This window comes from Streptomyces sp. NPDC050704 (assembly GCF_040654355.1).
Taxonomy (GTDB): Bacteria; Actinomycetota; Actinomycetes; order Streptomycetales; family Streptomycetaceae; genus Streptomyces.
Genome location: NZ_JBFAHW010000063.1, coordinates 14,203 through 30,406, shown reverse-complemented (window position 1 = coordinate 30,406; position 16,204 = coordinate 14,203). Strand labels below are relative to the sequence as shown.

Here is a 16,204-nt window from a genome sequence, read left to right as displayed (position 1 = left end):
GCAGGCTGGTAGTCAGACGGTAGCCGTCGGCTTCTGGTAGCGGCCTCGGCCGGGTTGGGTGAGGAAGCCTTGGCGGGCGAGGCGTCCGAGGCGGCTGTGCGTGACGTTCATACACGGGTCGTCGGTGGGCATGCCGAGGAGTTCGTGCAGTTCACGGACTCGGAACGTCTGGTCGGGGTGCTGGTTGGAGGCGTTCACGATGGCCTGGTAGGCGGTGGCCTGCTCGGGCGGATCGAGTTCGCCTCTGTCGCCGGTCAAGTCCTTTGTCTGACCCCGGAGTTCACCAGCCCGGCCGACGGCTTCGGCGTGGCGGGTCTGGAGATCCGTGACGAACTCGGTGATGTTCACTCGGCCGCCCGGAGGGTGTCGCGCCAGGCCGGGGCGGGTGTGGTGAGGCGGCGGGTCATGTTCGGGGCGGAGGCCCGGCAGACGTGCGAGGCAGAGGTGTCGGGGCGGTGGTCGTATGCGCGGGCCGGGCGCCGGTGTAGCGGCAACGTGCCGTTGACCTGCTCAGCCACTCACCGTCTGGCGGCGCTACGCTCGTACCGGCGCGCCGACGAACACTGCGTTGGGGCATGACCCCGAGCGGCCCCTCTGGCAGCGTGTCGAAGGTCGGTGCCACAGCTGTGTTCAACGAGTTGCAGCCTCCCGTGCCGGTGGAACTGACGAGAGCCGCTCCTGGCCGATGGCGAGTGCTGCGGCGGCGGCACCGACCAGGCCGGCATCCCGGCTCAGAGCTGCTGGCTTGACCTGACAGGCGGTCGCAAAGGGGAGGGTGGCGTACTCCCGCAAGTAGGCACGTAGCGGATCGAAGAGCACGATCCCGGCCTCCGCCACACCTCCGCCGACAATGGCGAGATTGATCTCCAGCAGATGGGCAGTCGCCGCTACCCCTGCGGCAAGTGCCCGGGCGGCTCTGTCGAAGGCGGCGATTGCCGCCGCGTCTTTCTGCCCGGCCGATGAGGCCACTGCTTGGGCGGTGGCTTCCTCGCCCTGCGGAGGCCTCCAACCCAGGGCCAGCGCCCTGCGCGTGATGGCTGGTCCGCTGGCGGCCTGCTCGACGCATCCCCGGGCCCCGCAGACGCAGAGGGTGTCGCTGATCTCGACGCTGATGTGGCCGATGTGGCCGGCGTTTCCCGTCGGCCCTGAGTGGACTCGACCGTCGATGAGTAATCCACCGCCCACCCCGGTGGACACCACCATGCACAGGGCGTTGCTGGCCTCGCGTGCGGCACCGCACCACTGCTCTCCCATGGCCATCGCCACCGCGTCGCCCACCAGACGTACGGGAAGTCCTCCGGTGAGGCGGCCGACTTCCTTGGTGATCGGGAACGATCTCCATCCGGGGATGTTCACTGGGCTGACGGTCCCGGCTGCCGTGTCCACAGGGCCCGTGCTGCCGACACCCACCGCGCGGACCTGGGGCCAGACAGCTGTGTTCTGGAGCTCGCCGAGCACGTCGGCGAGGGTGGCCAGGAGCACTGTCTCGTCTTCCTCGGCCGGGGTCGGGCGCAGTGCCCGTTTGAGGATCCGTCCATCGGGTGCGACGAGCGCTCCAGCGATCTTGGTGCCGCCGACATCGAGTGCCGCCACTGAGTGCCTTCCGCCCGGTGCTTGCCGGGAGTTGTCTGTGAACGCAGGTGGTGTGTCCACCGGCATGGGTTTTCTTCCCTTCTCTGCCGGGCGCGGCGGTGTGATGACGAGCACCCCGCTGGCTTGACGGTCCAGGTCACACCTCGGGTCCCACCGAGTTGGTCGTTCCGTCCGGGACGACTCGTACGTCGATCGGCTGTGCGCTCGGCCGCGAAGACCGGCCGGTCAGGATTTCTGCACGCGGCCGGGCACGAGGCCCGAGGACATCAAGCCAGCATTTGAGCCCGACCACTGCGAGAGTGAGTGTCAGGGTCAGGGCGTTGGTCACCATGATGGCGAGGTCCTGTTCCATGGCCCCGTAAATCATCCAGAGAGTGATGCCGGTGCCGAAGACCGCGAGATAGAGCCAGGAGAAATCCGTGGTCGAGCGGGTACGCCACGATTTGAACAGCTGCGGCAGCCAGCAGCCGGTGGTCAGGGCACCCGCGATGAGTCCGAGAACGATCATGCTTGTCCTTTCTGGTGGCGTGACCGGTCGTGGCCTGTGAGCGATCCACGACCGGTCCGTGCCGTGCGGACGCGGACCGATGGGCTATCGGGCGTCGTCCAAGTGCATGCGCAGCCAGTCACGGAAGTCCGGTCCGCGGTCCTGGTCCTCAAGGAGAAACTCGACAGCAGCGCGCACCATCCCTGCGGGGTTTCCGATGTCGTGGCGCCTGCCGGTGTGCACGACGACGTGCACCGGGTGTCCTTCGTCAATGAGTTGGTTGATGGCGTCGGTGAGGTCGATCTCACCTCGGGCACCGGGGAGCACGCGTTTGAGGGGGTCGAATACTGCCCGGTCCAGGAGGTAGCGGCCGGCGCAGGCAAAGGTGGAGGGAGCGTCCCGGGGGGCGGGCTTCTCCACCATGGCGCGCACTCGTTTCACCTGGGCGTCATCGGTGTCGGTCAGGTCGAAGACCCCATAGGCCGGCAGCTGTTCCCGCGGTGCGGTGAAGGAACACAGGACGGTGCCGCCGTAGCGCCGACGGACGGCTGCCATGCGCGTCAGGACGCCGCTGGGGAGCACGATGTCGTCCGGCAGGAGCACAGCCACTGCCTCGTCGCGTCCGGTGAGGTGCGGTTCGGCACAGGCGATGGCGTGACCCAGGCCCAGGGGTTCGGGCTGCAGAGCGGTCTCGATGCTGAGCAGGTTCGACGCCCGTTGAACCCTGGCCGACATCGCGGGCTTGTTCCGCGCGGTGAGCACCCGCTCCAGCTCGTAGTCGCGCTCGAAGTGGCGGGCGACGGCTTCCTTTCCCGGCGCTGTGACAATGATCAGCCGTTCGGCGCCCGCGTCGGACGCTTCAGCGGCCACGAGTTCGATGCCTGGCGTGTCCAGCACTGGCAGCAGTTCCTTGGGCACGGACTTGGTGGCGGGCAGGAAACGGGTCCCCAGCCCTGCGGCAGGAACGATGGCGGTGTGGAACTCCTGGCTCGGGCTCATGCTCAACTTCCCTTCGACGTGTAGGGGCTTGCGTCGCTGGTCGAGCGTCGCTGCTCTGGTGGGAGCGCCTGTGCGGTGGCGGACTGGCGTATGGCTTCAAGGGTCACGGCAACCGCGAGGGACTGTTCCAGGGGCACGAGGTGAGCCGGATTGCCCGCTGCGGCCGACGAGATCTCTGCGACCATGAGTTGGTAAGGATCAATGGCAGGGTAGGTGTGGTTCTCGGTCACGCCTGAGGAGTTCACCCGCAGATCCACTGGCCGGACACCGGCGGTGAAGGCGGCTTCGCTTGCCCGGATCCACCCCTCGGTGCCCCGGATCTCCAGGCGCTGCCGCTCTTGGCGTGCGAAGGCGGCGCTGATCCGGGCTGCGCCGTCATGGAATGTGAGGACGGTGTCCGCACGTGCATCAGCCTGGCCTGGCCGGTTGGTGGACAGTACGGCGTGAATGGAGCGTGGTGGCTGCCAGGAGTAGGCGCCGAGCGCGGCACTCACGGCGTAGCACCCGATGTCAAGCAGGGCCCCTCCGCCCAAGGCCGTATTCCAGCGGTAGTTGTCCTCTGCGGGCACGGCACCGTGGAACTCGGCGATCACCTCGCGCACCTCGCCGATCAGACCCGTGTCCAGGAACCGTTCTATGGCTCTGGTCCTGGGGTGCCAGCGGTTCCACACCGCCTCCACCAGGAGCCGCCCATACCGGGCCGCTGCCTGGGTCATCTCGTGTGTCTCCTCGGCAGTCAAACCAAGGGGTTTCTCGCACAGAACATGTTTGCCTGCTTCGAGCGCGCGCAGTGTCCACTCCAGGTGTGCGCTGTTGTGCAGGCATATGTAGACCACGTCGACCCTGGGGTCCTCGACGACACGGGCGTAGTTCTGGGAAATGATCTCCGGGCCAAGAGCTGCCGCCCTGTCCGGGCTGTGGGCGGCAACGGCGTATAACGCCGCGGCTTCGTGACGGTGCACCGCCGGGGCAAGGCTGGTGCGGGCGATGGAGCCGGCTCCCAGGAAGCCCCAGTTGATCACTGGGCACCGCCTGGTGCGGGGGACTCGGCGTCGATGAGGTCGAGGACGAGGCTGCTCCATCCGAACGAGACGGCACCGTGCCCTTCCCCGTCGTACGGTCCGTAGCACTCCCGCATGCCGGCCGAGGCGGCGGCCGCGACGGTCCGGGTGGCGAGGACACTCGCGGCTTCTCGTGCACCCCGTTCACGCAAGCCCCAGTAGAGGTACCAGTTGAGGTTGACCCAGCTGGAGCCCCGGAAGATCGCTTCGGTGGTGAAGTCGGGATCAAAGGCGGGCTCGTTCGCGGCCACGCTCGGCAGCGGGTAGGGGAGCCAGAACTCTTCGGGGTTGGTCAGGTGATCGTCGATGACCCTCCGGGCGACGGGTCCGGGCACGTGCTCCACGATGAGGGGGAACAGGGAGCTGATGGTGAGGGTGTGCTCGCGGCGGGTGGTGAGCAGGTCTAGATCATGGAAGCAGCCCTGCTCCGCGTCCCAGCACTCTCGCATCAGCGCGGCTGACACCTGTTCGGCCCGTTCGGCGAACCGCCTGCCTCCTTCGGCGGGTAGCCCCGCTCGGGAAACCATCCGGGCCAGTCGCACCAGGCCGTCGGCATAGATCGAGTTGAAAAGGACGTCGGCCCAGTGGAACCGGCCATGCCGGCGCAGGTCGCTGTCCGGTCTGCGACCGGGGCGGTAGGCGGCGAGGAGTTCGCTCATTCTGGCGTGCCAGGCGCGCGACACTTCGGGCCCGGTGCCGGCCACAAGTCCGAGAGCTGCGTCGTATTTGGGGCTCATGTCCAGCCCCGACTCATCCGGGTGGTGTATGGCCAGTAGCGCGGTACTGGTGCGTCGGGTCCTGTGTAACCAGTCGTAGAAGCGGCAGGCGGCGGGGAGTACCCGGCGCAGCCACTGCTCGTCCTCATCGGCCGCGTGCACCCGCTCGATCGCTCTGGCCAGCACCGGCGGGGCCACGGAGACGGACTTCCAGCCGTCCCAGACGGCCATCCGGAAGTCTTGGGACGCGCGGACGCGCAGGTCGTCCTGCCACAGCAGCATGTGTGGCAGGAACCCCTCGGCGTCAACTCCGTGCAGGAGAGACTCCAGTTCGGCTCGTGCTCGGGAGATGTCCGTCCGAGCGAGTGCGATCGCGTGAAAGCAGCTGTCCCAGGCCCACTGGAACGGATAGCTGCTCGGGGAGGGACAGGTGAAGTCGTACGCGAAGCCGTCCTTGGTTCCGGTACGCCGGTTGTGCGCCAGGGTCTTGAGCGCGAGTTCCGTGGCGGCGGCGTCCTGGCCTCGTGACCGCGGCATGCTGGATTGCCTCCCTTCCGTTTCGTCTCGCACGTGCAGGGCCTCTGAACGTGAACGGACAGCTCACGCCGGGTCAGGGTGCCTTCCGGGCGAACGCCCAGGCATCGGAGATCATGGTGTGCAGGTCCCGTTTCGCGGTCCAGCCGAGTTCCCGGAAGATCTTCTCGGAGGAGGCCACGAGAACGGACGGGTCGCCGTCCCGTCGGGGGCACTTCCTGATCGGGATCGGATGTCCGGTGATCTCCTGGCACACCTCGATCACCTCCGCAACCGAGTGCCCCGATCCGCTTCCAAGGTTGTAGACGTGGTGCCGGCCCGACTCGCAGGCGTCCAGTGCGAGCAGGTGGGCCGCGGCCAGGTCGGACACATGGATGTAGTCGCGGACGCAGGTGCCGTCCTGGGTGGGGTAGTCGGTTCCGAACAGTGACACCTCGCTGCCATGGCCCAGGGCGACGGCGAGGACGTTGGCGATGAGATGGGTCTCGGGTTCGTGCCGTTCGCCCAGTCCGTCGTGGGCGCCCGCCACGTTGAAGTAGCGCAAGCTCACCGCGCCGAAACCGTGGAGTTGCGCATAGGAGGCGAGAGAGGTGTCGATGGCCAGCTTGGTGGCGCCGTAAGGGCTGACGGGCCGGGTCGGGTCCGACTCCCTGATCGGGGTGTTCTCGGGATTGCCGTAGGTCGCGGCAGTGGAGGAGAAGACGATCCGGCGGACTCCTGACTGCCTCATCGCGTCGAGCAACGCGAGTGACTCGCCGAGGTTCTGGTCCCAGTAGTAGCCGGGTTTCGCCACCGACTCGCCGGTGACCGACTTCGCCGCGAAGTGCAGCACGGCGTCGAAGGAGCCATCGGCGAGGACTTCGGCCGCGCCCTTGCGCAGGGTGGCCACTACCAGCTCGCTCCCGGCCGGCACCGCGTCGGCGTGCCCCGTGGACAGATCGTCGAGGACCACGACAGCGTGCCCGGCCGCCACGAGGTGGGCGGCGACGACACTCCCTACGTAGCCGGCGCCGCCGGTAACCAGTAACTTCATCAAAGCTCCTGACTTGACATCAGACGCCGGTCGGAGGGATGACCGGTTCCTTCGGGAAACCGGACGGCGTCGTACAGCTGCAAGTGGCGCTCCGCGAATTCGTCCGCGGTGAACAGGGCGGACCTGCGGCGGGCCACGTCGGCGTGTCGTCGGCAGGTGTCCGCGTCCAGCAGTTCGGTCAGCCGGTCGGCGAGTTGCGCCGGATCGTCGGGGTCGAAGTAGACGGCAGCGTCGGCGGCCGCCTCGCGGTGCGGGGGGATGTCCGAGAGGACCATCGGCAGGCCGTGCTGGAGCGCCTCGAGCACGGACATGGGCAACCCTTCGTTCCGGCTTGCCGAGACGAAGGCGTCGCTGGTGCCCAACAGGGCGCCGACGACTGAGCTTTGCCACAGGGCTCCGTACCACTCGACGATCGAGCTGACACCCAGTTCGCCGGCGGTGCCGAAGGCCTCGGCGATCGCGGGGCCGTCACCGATGATCCGCAGCCGGACGTCGTTTCCGCGCTGTCTGGCCAGGGCGAAACCCCTGAGCAGTCCCACGTAGTTCTTGTGGGGGTTCACCGTGGCCAGCGCCACCAGGGTGAACGCGCCGTCGCGTTCGATGCGGATGCGGCCGGCCGACGGCACAGCCACCGCGTTCTCGATGACCGTGACGAGGCCCGCTGGGAGGCGCACCTCCTTCAGGCAGAACTCCTGGACAGCCCTGGAGACGGCCACAACTCCGCGGCTGCGGCCGGTGAGCGACCGGTCCAGCAGGTTCGCCATCCTGTTGCGGACCGGCGTGTAGTCGCTGTGATAGGTGACGAAGACGCCCGGGTGCCCGCGCAGGGCCCAGCGGACAGTGGGGTGGATCTTCCCCTCGGCTGGGTGGAAGTGCGCGATGCGTCCTCGGGTGAGTTCGCGGAGGCGGTTGAGCCGGGTGGCCCAACTACCGCTCAGGACATGGATCGTCACCTGTGGATGCACCTCAGTGATCATGGCCCTGAGGCCCACAGGGTCGAGGATGATCACGTGCACCCGCCGCCCCCGGGCGGAGAGCTCGTTCGCCAGCAGCAGCACGACCCTCTCCAGCCCCCCTACGGTGAACCGGCGCACGATGAGGCAGATTTCGGGTTGGTTCATGAAAGCCCCCCGGGCGGCATCGGTGACTCCGGCGCGCCCTTTCATAATATCGGGATGGTTGTATATACCGTCAACACCGCGAGTCGCCACGGTCGCCCGCCCTGCGGGTCACCCCTGGGGCGCGAGGACGTCCGGCCGCACCGTTGTCTGACCGAGGGTGTCGACCAGTGGCTCGTGCCGGTCGACGACGGCAGGCTGGGGCATGCGCGCGGCCTCCTTCGCGTGGGTGACCATGGACGTTTTCATGGACCCGCCCGATCCGTAGCGTACGAACGCCTCGGCGACGCCCTCCTCGTCGTGCAGGTCGACCGTTCTCGTGAACACCGGTCGCACATCGACAAGTCCGCTGGTCACCAGTCCGACGGCCAATTCGAGCACGCGCGCGGACCGGGCCATGGGGAAGGCGTCCACGTCGAAGGGGGTCGCGCGCAGCTTGAGTCCCTTGGCGAGGATCATCCAGGTGCTGATCTGCTGCGGCAGGGCGCTGGCGCCGTACATCACATAGGTGCCGCCCGGACGCAGCATGCCCATGGCCAGCTCCCGGACGTCGCCCCCTTCTCCCGGGTTGATGTGGGGAAGGGCGTCAAAGACATAGTCCACGACCTGCCCTCGGCTGTCGCCGATGAGTTGCGTGATCTCGTCGGCCTGCCGGACGGGATTGAAACCGCGGCCGGCACCACAGTTCAAGGCCGTGCGCAGCCGCTGATCGTCCTGGTCGAGGACGATCACATCAACGCCCAGGTGACGGCGGAGAACCTGAACCGCGAGCACCGAACTCGGGCCGCAGCCGAGCACCGCGCACGTGTCTCCCGGGCGCGGGGGGTTCACCAGCAGTGAGCGCAGGACCGAGGTGAGCGGCTCCAGGGCCGTCGCCAGTCCCGAGGGTAGGTCCGGGGGGACGATCACAGCGGCCGCCTGGTCGGCGTCGGTGAAGCCCCGCTCCGTGAACCACGTGGTCTCACGCTCGGCGTGACCAGGGAGCAGGGGGCGCACGGCACGGTACTCCGCCATGCCGCCGAAGTCCGTCTGTCCCCAGTAGCACAGCCGGTCGCCCGGCCGCAGTACGTCCGCGAGGCGACTGCCCACGTCGACGACCCTGCCGACGTATTCGTGACCCGGTATCAAAGGCCAGGTGGGCGACGAGAGATGTCCCCGGAAGTAGGAGACGTCTGTCGAGCAGATCGACACTGCTTCCGTGTGGAGCACCACCTCGTCCGGCCGGCAAACGGGGTCTGCGGTGGAGCCCAGGCGCAGGTGTCCCGGCTGACTCATCGTGTAGGCGTACATCTGAACCTGACTCCCTTGGGACGGTGGCGGCCCGCAAGGCGGGCTGCGCCGGAGGGACACGGCATCAAAGAGGAACGGGCAGAACGCCTTGAGGTTTCACAGCGCCTATGACGGGCCCGGCGATGCTGGATCAGCTGCCCGGGACTTGGATTGCGCAACGTCTGAAACCGCCGCGCTGGAGGAAACGGACCGAGAAGCCACCTGATCGGGCACAGGCGATCCAATCAGGCCCTGAGTTATATGCCGACGGCATACACGTGTCAAGCGCACCAAACAGTTCCAGCCGTGCACCGGTAGACGTACCAGTGCGGCGCGCCAGGCCCGCCGGGCGCGGCCCCGGGCGGGACAGGCGAGCATAAGCGACGCTGGCCCACAGGCAGGATAGCTGTATAGACTGCCTGTGTGACCAATCAAGCTCACCCGGATTTCGCACCCCGCTACTACACGATCGAGCAGACCCTGAGAGCCCGGATCGCCGATCTCCAGCCGCACGACGCACTGCCCTCCGAGGCGGAGCTTGCGAAGGAGTTCCAGGTCAGTCGTATGACGGCTCGAGCGGCCGTCATGCGACTGGTCGCCGACGGCCTCGTCTACCGCGAGTCCGGACGAGGCACCTTCGTGGCCACGCCGCCCACCCGCCGCCGCGCCGACAGCCTGATCAGGTTCAGCCAGGAGATGCGGGCACAGGGCAAGCGCCCCTCCTCCAGGGTCGTGACCGGCCAGAAACGAGCGGGCCGGGACACCGAGCTTTCCAGACTCAGGCTCAAAGAGGGCTCTCAAATCGTGGCCATCACGCGGGTGCGGCTGGCGGACACGGTGCCTATCGCCCTTGAACGCTCCGCCTTCCCCCCGTCCGTCGCGGGCCTGCTGGACCGCGACCTGGTCAACGAGTCGCTCCACGAGGCGTTGCAGGACCTGGGCTACATCCCCACCATCGGCCACGCCTCGCTGTCCGCCGACAACGCCAGTGCGCTGGAAGCCGAGTTGCTCGGGCTCGACCCGGGCGTGGCACTCCTCGTCGAACAGCGCCTCATCCTCGACCAGCACGGAAACCCACTCGAGTGCACGGAGTCGCGGTACATCGGCAACCGATACGCACTTGACGTGACGTTCGACGTACAGCACAGCGAAGGGCCGGCTCAGTCCTGAAGCCGACCAGAAGGGAAACCGATCATGCGTGTATCGTTCGCCTCCGCCGCGGGTTCCGAACACAAGCCCAACGAGGACTTCGTCGCCGTCAGCCCCAGGGTCGCTCTTGTCCTGGACGGACTGACCTCGCCGCCCGAGCTGGGATCCGGCTGTGTCCATGGCACTCCCTGGTTCGTCGGTCAGCTGGGTACGCATCTGCTGCGCGAGGCGACCTGCCGACCGGAGGTTCAGCTGGCCGACTGCGTGGCCGAGGCCATCAGTCAAGTCGCCGACCTCCACCGCGACACCTGCGACCTGTCCCACCTCGGAACTCCCTCATGTTCGGTGGCCCTGGTACGCGAAGGGGCACACACCATCGACCATCTGTCGATCTTCGACTCGGTGATCCTGCTCGACGGCCCCCAGGGTCTGCATGCTCTCTCGGACCTGCGCGTGGACGGTTACGCCCAGCAGGAACACAAGGAGACCACCCGCCATCGAATCGGAACCGCCGAGCATCAGCAGGCCGTCAGCCGACTGGTCGCGGCGCAGCGCCCGCACCGGAACGTCCCCGACGGCTACTGGGTGGCTGCGGCGAACCCCACCGCGGCCTACAACGCCGTGACGGGCTCCGTACCACGTGCGGAGGTCAGCCGCGCGGCTGTCCTGAGCGACGGGGCCTCCTGTCTCGCCGAGGACTACGGACTCACCGACTGGGCGGGCCTACTGGACATCCTTGAGACAGAGGGTCCGGACGAGCTCATCTCCCGTGTCCGGCGAGCGGAGTTGACCGATCCGAGCGGCGAGCGCTGGCCTCGGTACAAGGCCTGTGACGACTCAACCGCCGTCTTCTGCCGCCTCGACAGCCCCGAATCCGCCGGTCTTTGAACCGCCTGCAGCCGTGGTCGGTATCAGCACCAAGCCCTCGTTCCCGTGGAGAAGCAGGGGCCACTCGACGTGGGTTGCCGGTCGGCCGACAGTCGAGAGGACGGTGTGCATCTCGTGCTCGTGCAGTTTCTGGCTTCCGAGAAGGCCGTCAAGCACCTTCCGGGAGACGCTCACCTCGGTTTCCATGAGATTCAGCAGAACCACCGCCCCTTCCTGACCGGCGTACCTCACGTAGCCGATCACTCCATCCGGGAGGCCGCCCAGCAGTCGCTGGCCCCCGCTGTGCAGTGCGGGCAGAGAACGACGCAGGCGCAGTACCGACTGGGTGAGGCGCAGCGTGGAGTCCGGGTGGTCCCACTGCGCCGCGGCGCTGTGCGTCGCAGGGTCGGCGGCGAGGGGCAACCAGGGGGTCGTATCGCTCGCTGTGAAGCCGGCGTTCGGTGCGTCCTGCCAGAGCATGGGCGAGCGCTGCGGATCGCGTCCCAGTCCGAGGCCGGCCCCCGTCCTCGCCCAGGGGTCCTGGGCGAGGTGCGGTGGGACATGGGCGTCCGGCAGACCGAGTTCGTCGCCGTAGTACAGGGTGGGTGTGCCGCGCAGGGTGAATGCCAAGAGCATCGCGACACGTGCCTGGTCCGCTCCGAGCCGGGAGGTGATACGGGGTTCGTCGTGGTTGCCCAGGACCCAGTTCGGCCAGGCACCCGGTGGCAGGGCGAGTTCGACCGCGCGGACGAGCTCGGTCACGTTCGCGGCGTCCCATTTCGTCTGGAGGAGGCCGAAGTTGAAGGGCATGTGCAGTTCGTCGAGCTCCGGACCGTAATAGCCGGCCCACTCGTCCCAGTCGAAGACATGGACCTCCCCGATGGCTATGCGACTGTCCGTGCCGGCGTACGAGTCGAGCAGGACGCGGAGCCGACGGTAGATCCCGTGCACGTCCTCGTGGCCCTTGTCGTGCAGGTGGTCCTGCTCGTCATACGCGCCGTAGGGCCGGTGCATCGCGAGGGCGCCCGGCACCGCGGGCGGATTGTCGCGCAGCTGCGGGTCCTTCATGAGGAAATGGGCGCAGTCGACGCGGAACCCGTCCACGCCCGTGTCGAGCCAGAACCGGACCACGTCGAACATGGCCTGTTCGACTTGGGGGTGGCGCCAGTTGAGGTCCGGCATGCTGGGCAGGAAGGAATGCAGGTAGTACTGGCCCGAACGTTCGTCGAAGGTCCAGGCCGGGCCACCGCCGAAGACGCTGAGCCAGTTGTTGGGAGGGCCACCGCCCGGGGCCGGATCGCGCCATACGTACCAGTCGCGGCGCGCGCTGTCCCTGCCCTCGGCGGACTCCCGGAACCACGGGTGGTCGCTGGACGTGTGGTTGGGCACGTAGTCCACCAGGACGCGGAGGTTGCGTCGGTGGGCCTCCTCCAGCAGCCGCCGGACGTCGTCCAGGTCGCCGAAGAGCGGGTCGACCGCACGGTGGTCGCTGATGTCATAGCCGAAGTCCCGCATCGGCGATCGATAGAACGGCGAGATCCACACAGCGTCGACCCCGAGTCGGACGAGATGGTCCAGGTGCCCGGTGATGCCGGGGATGTCGCCGACGCCGTCTCCATCGGAATCAGCGAAGCTACGCGGATAGATCTGGTAGATGACGGCTGTCCGCCACCAGTCGGTATGCACCGTATGGTCCTCACCTTTCACAACGAGCCCGCGGCACCGCGCTGCGAGGGCCGGAAGATGGTGTCGAGCATGGGTGGCGCGGGATGATCCCCGAGATGCTGGATCAGGTCCGTCAGCCCCTTGTCGAGTGGAACGGACGGTGCGTAGCCCAACCCGCGAAGTTTGGAAACGTCGGCGACGAGTCGGTAGGTGTCATCGGCGATGACGTCGTTGATGACCGTTTCGGGCACGCTCCCGGATACGCGTCCGATGGCCGCCACGAGTTCACGCAGCGAGGTCTCCTCCCCGGAGCCGAGGTTGTAGACCTCGCCGGACTCTCCAGCGGCGGCGATCAGTGTCAGTCCGGCAATGATGTCGCTGACGTGGACGAAGTCCCTTGTCTTGCGGTCGGGGTCACCGGTGACCTCAATGGGCAGGCCGTTCAGATGCCAGCGCAGGTACTGGCCCACCTCTGCGCCGGCCCGTCGGGGGTCCTCTCCCGGTCCGTAGATGACGAAGGCACGCCCGATCACCGCCGAGAGCTCGTAGGTCTCGACGAAGGCCTTCACGGTGAACTCGCCCGAGAGCTTCGAGGCTCCGTACGGGTAGTAAGGGGCGACGGGGTGGTCCTCGGCAATGGGAAAGCGCTGAGGCTGCCCGTAGGCCATGGCCGACGACAGGTAGACGAGGCGGCTGTCCGCCTTCTCGCGCAGGGCATCGCAGACGTTGAAGGTCCCAAGGGCGTTGGTCTCAAAGTCCAGCCGGGGGTTCTCCACCGAGACGGTACCGCTGGAGTTTCCGGCGAGGTGGAAGACGAGATCGACGTCTGCCAGCGCCTCCCGGGTCTGCGGTCCGTCACGGAGGTCGGCCTGCCGGTAGAGCACCCGGGCAGGCAGCTCGCCCACCCGGTCCTCGTTCTCGATGTCGAGCACGCGGACCTGGTGGCCGGCGGCGGCAAGTTTTTGCACGAGATTCTTTCCCACGAACCCTAGGCCGCCAGTGACAGCTATTACCCGGCCTACAGAGAGGTCAACCATGGAGACTCCCCTAACTGTGGACTATCTTTCGGAATTGGATACGGAACGGCACCTGGCAAGGCTAGCTCCCCGCTGCCGGAGGTAACCAGACGGGAAATCAGGGCGAGCGCCCGGCTTTGGCTTGTATCGCTCGCCAGAGTGGACCGTCTCATCAACTGAAACCCGCCGCCATCTGTCCGCTTTAATCAAATAGACCACCCTTAAAGAGCAACCACAAAGCGTTATCATCGCAGGTGAGGAAGGCGAAGAGAGCATTGTTCGAGATCGCGAACAATTTTCGAAGCATTCGCCAAAATGCCACACAACGCCCGACCGAGTTCTGACCGATAAGAGGTGCTTGACACTCGAAGAAATTGCCATCTATCGTCGAAACGAGCGTTCCTGGATGCATGTTTTCTAGCTACATGCACTCGCTATCGAATCAGGAACATGTCTCCTTTGGCGCAGACCTTTCCGGTCGGCCTCCATTGACCACCCCACCGAAAAGGTGATGGTTTTGCACATGTTGGTCGACGAAGTCGACTCGGCCCTTTCTGGGGATATTCGCACAGCGACCGAGGCCCTTCCCCCGGAGTTGGCCGGCCTCGTCGGGGACCGTACGGTCTGGCACCTGAACAGCACCGCCACCGGCGGCGGTGTGGCAGAGCTGCTGCACCGGTCCGTCAGATTTCACAACCGCCATGGACTGCGCACCAGATGGCTTGTGCTCACGGGCGAGCCGGACTTCTTCGCGGTGACGAAACGTCTGCACCATCGGCTCCACGGCAGCCCGGACCCGGTCGGCGAGCTCGGTCCGGCTGAACGGAAGACCTACGAGACGACAGCACGGAGCCAAGCCGAGCAGGTTCTCGGCCGGCTGGCGCCCGGCGACCTGTGCGTACTCCACGATCCGCAGACCCTCGGCCTCGCCCCCTATCTCGCCGACGCCGGGCTGCGAGTGGCATGGCGGTGCCACATCGGGACCACCGCGCATGCCGAAACCACCCGGGACACCTGGCGGTTCCTGGAGCCGTACCTGCGCGCACCCGTACGCTGCGGATTCTCTGTGGACGGTTACGCCCCGCCCTGGATGGAGCGCGACACGGTCGTCATCCTCCCTCCGTCGATCGACCCCTCGGCCCCGAAGAACCGCCGACTGACGGACGCCACCGTGCAGAGCTTCTTGAGCGCCATCAGCCTGCAGGCCGGGCCCACGAGCGGCGGGGACGATCGGGTCGCCCGCTCGGCACACGTCCTGCAGGACCGGCAGCTGCCCCCCGAAGCCCCGGTGGTCCTGCAGGTGTCCCGGTGGGATCCGCTCAAGGACATGAACGGTGTCCTGCGCACTTTCGTCCACCACGTGGCGCCGGCCCGCCCCGATGCCCATCTCGTGCTCGCCGGACCGGAACCCGCGGACATTCCCGACGACCCGGAGGGAGCCGCCATCCACGGCTCCGTGGCCGACACCTGGCGGACACTGCCCCCGCAGGTGCGCGGGCGAGTCCATCTGGTGAACCTGTCCTTGAAGGATGCCGAAGCCAACGCGCACGTCGTGAACGCCCTTCAGACACGTGCCGACGTCGTCATTCAGAAGAGCCTGAAGGAGGGGTTCGGCCTCACCGTCACCGAAGCCATGTGGAAGGGCAAGGCCATCGTGGCCAGCGCCGTCGGTGGCATTCCCACCCAGATCCGGGACGGCCGCGAGGGTCTGCTGGTCAGTGATCCACGGGACCTCGAAAAGTTCGGCGACGCGGTGGTCCGGCTGCTGCTCGACGCCGACCTGCGCCGACGACTCGGAACCGCCGCCCACGACCGTTGCGCCGAGCGCTTCCTCGCCGGGCACGAGTTTCGGGGCTACTGCTCGCTGTACGCCGAGTTGCTACAGCGCCCTTGACCCCATCCGGCACGACACCACCCACACCACTCACTTCGAGGACTGACCGTGAGCACACCGCCCATCGTCGTCATCGGCGCGAGCAGTGGCTTCGGCGCCGCGCTCGCCCAGGACCTGGCCGCCGACGGCATCCCCGTGCTGGCCGGCGCCCGCACGCCCACGGATTTCGGGGGAGAGGTGGAGTACCGCCAGATCGACGTCACCTCGGACGACAGCGTGGCCGAGTTCTTCGCCTGTCTGAGGAGCGACTACCCGGCCCCTTACGGACTCGTGTACTGCCCTTCCGACACGTCAGCAGTCGGGTATGGCTGGGAAGTCCCGGTCAGCGAGGTGGAACGGGTTGTGGACGTCAGTTTCCTCGGGTTCGTACGGTGCGTCCGCCAGGTGATCCCTGCCATGGTCGAATCGGGCCGCGGCAGCGTACTCGCCATCGGATCGCGCGGCGCCCGGGTCCCCGTGGAGATGCTCGCCGCCTACTGCGCGGCGAAGGCCGCGCTCGAACAACACGTGCGATGCCTGGCGGAGGAACTCGCCGACAGCGGTGTCCGGGTGAATGCTCTGGGCATCGCCGCCGAGACACCGCTCGCACGGGAACATCTGCTGCGAAAGCAGAAGGCCCTGGGGCGGGACGCCAGCTATCCTCCGCTGCCCGACGTCCGCGACAACACTCCCTTTGCCCGCTTCCTCCTCAGCCCCGAGTCCCGGCACGTCTCCGGACAGGTGCTGGACGCTCGTCCACCCGCATGGACGTGACCGCACGAGTAAGTCACCGCCGACACCAGATTGGACACAGCAACATGGAA

General features: G+C 67.2%; 16 protein-coding genes. 4 read left to right on the top strand and 12 right to left on the bottom strand.

From position 1 onward, the window contains the following. Positions 1-12 precede the first annotated feature (12 nt). The 10 genes from AB0I18_RS31530 to AB0I18_RS31485 all read right to left on the bottom strand — a co-directional run bounded on the left by AB0I18_RS31530 (position 13) and on the right by AB0I18_RS31485 (position 8,816). Positions 13-258 (bottom strand): hypothetical protein, encoded by a 246-nt coding sequence (locus AB0I18_RS31530; RefSeq protein ID WP_363109039.1) that lies wholly within the window; start codon positions 256-258, stop codon positions 13-15. Positions 259-344: 86 nt separating this feature from the next. Beyond that, entirely contained in the window at positions 345-518 is a 174-nt protein-coding gene (locus AB0I18_RS31525) for a hypothetical protein (protein ID WP_363109038.1), read from the bottom strand. A 112-nt stretch (positions 519-630) separates the two neighbouring features. Next, positions 631-1,659: an ROK family protein gene (locus AB0I18_RS31520; protein ID WP_363109037.1), complete on the bottom strand. Its 1,029-nt coding sequence runs from the start codon at positions 1,657-1,659 to the stop codon at positions 631-633. A 70-nt stretch (positions 1,660-1,729) separates the two neighbouring features. Further along, positions 1,730-2,101 carry a SemiSWEET family transporter gene (locus AB0I18_RS31515; RefSeq protein WP_363109036.1) on the bottom strand — a complete coding sequence of 124 codons (372 nt, stop codon included), beginning with the start codon at positions 2,099-2,101 and terminating at the stop codon, positions 1,730-1,732. An 84-nt stretch (positions 2,102-2,185) separates the two neighbouring features. Then, the gene (locus AB0I18_RS31510; RefSeq protein WP_363109035.1) at positions 2,186-3,079 is read right to left on the bottom strand and encodes a UTP--glucose-1-phosphate uridylyltransferase; all 894 of its coding nucleotides are present in this window, start codon (positions 3,077-3,079) and stop codon (positions 2,186-2,188) included. Positions 3,080-3,081: 2 nt separating this feature from the next. Continuing rightward, positions 3,082-4,101, bottom strand: a complete 1,020-nt coding sequence (locus tag AB0I18_RS31505; RefSeq protein WP_363109034.1) for a Gfo/Idh/MocA family oxidoreductase — start codon at positions 4,099-4,101, stop codon at positions 3,082-3,084. Beyond that, positions 4,098-5,393, bottom strand: coding sequence for a trehalase family glycosidase (locus tag AB0I18_RS31500; RefSeq protein ID WP_363109033.1), 1,296 nt, complete (start codon positions 5,391-5,393; stop codon positions 4,098-4,100). Before AB0I18_RS31500 ends, AB0I18_RS31505 begins: the two co-directional genes overlap by 4 nt. Positions 5,394-5,466: 73 nt before the next feature. Continuing rightward, complete coding sequence (gene galE / locus AB0I18_RS31495) at positions 5,467-6,423, bottom strand: UDP-glucose 4-epimerase GalE (protein WP_363109032.1); 957 nt, start codon at positions 6,421-6,423, stop codon at positions 5,467-5,469. Further along, positions 6,423-7,544, bottom strand: a complete 1,122-nt coding sequence (locus AB0I18_RS31490; RefSeq protein ID WP_363109031.1) for a glycosyltransferase family 4 protein — start codon at positions 7,542-7,544, stop codon at positions 6,423-6,425. The genes galE and AB0I18_RS31490 overlap by 1 nt, the downstream gene beginning before the upstream one ends. Positions 7,545-7,652: 108 nt before the next feature. Next, on the bottom strand, positions 7,653-8,816 hold the full coding sequence (locus AB0I18_RS31485) for a medium chain dehydrogenase/reductase family protein (protein WP_363109065.1): 1,164 nt from the start codon (positions 8,814-8,816) through the stop codon (positions 7,653-7,655). A 417-nt stretch (positions 8,817-9,233) separates the two neighbouring features. On the opposite strand from AB0I18_RS31485, the gene AB0I18_RS31480 reads away from it, so the two are divergent. Continuing rightward, positions 9,234-9,980 (top strand): GntR family transcriptional regulator, encoded by a 747-nt coding sequence (locus AB0I18_RS31480; RefSeq protein ID WP_363109030.1) that lies wholly within the window; start codon positions 9,234-9,236, stop codon positions 9,978-9,980. A gap of 24 nt (positions 9,981-10,004) precedes the next feature. Next, complete coding sequence (locus AB0I18_RS31475; protein ID WP_363109029.1) at positions 10,005-10,847, top strand: hypothetical protein; 843 nt, start codon at positions 10,005-10,007, stop codon at positions 10,845-10,847. Here AB0I18_RS31475 and AB0I18_RS31470 read toward each other — a convergent pair. Beyond that, positions 10,797-12,512 (bottom strand): alpha-amylase family glycosyl hydrolase, encoded by a 1,716-nt coding sequence (locus tag AB0I18_RS31470; protein ID WP_363109028.1) that lies wholly within the window; start codon positions 12,510-12,512, stop codon positions 10,797-10,799. The genes AB0I18_RS31475 and AB0I18_RS31470 overlap by 51 nt on opposite strands. A 17-nt stretch (positions 12,513-12,529) precedes the next feature. Beyond that, complete coding sequence (locus tag AB0I18_RS31465) at positions 12,530-13,528, bottom strand: NAD-dependent epimerase/dehydratase family protein (protein WP_363109027.1); 999 nt, start codon at positions 13,526-13,528, stop codon at positions 12,530-12,532. 502 nt (positions 13,529-14,030) lie between these two features. Between AB0I18_RS31465 and AB0I18_RS31460 the strand changes: the two genes are divergently transcribed. Together AB0I18_RS31460 and AB0I18_RS31455 are read left to right on the top strand one after the other, a co-directional pair. After that, entirely contained in the window at positions 14,031-15,401 is a 1,371-nt protein-coding gene (locus AB0I18_RS31460; RefSeq protein ID WP_363109026.1) for a glycosyltransferase, read from the top strand. Between the two features lie 48 nt (positions 15,402-15,449). Next, entirely contained in the window at positions 15,450-16,154 is a 705-nt protein-coding gene (locus AB0I18_RS31455) for an SDR family oxidoreductase (protein ID WP_363109025.1), read from the top strand. Positions 16,155-16,204: the final 50 nt, after the last annotated feature.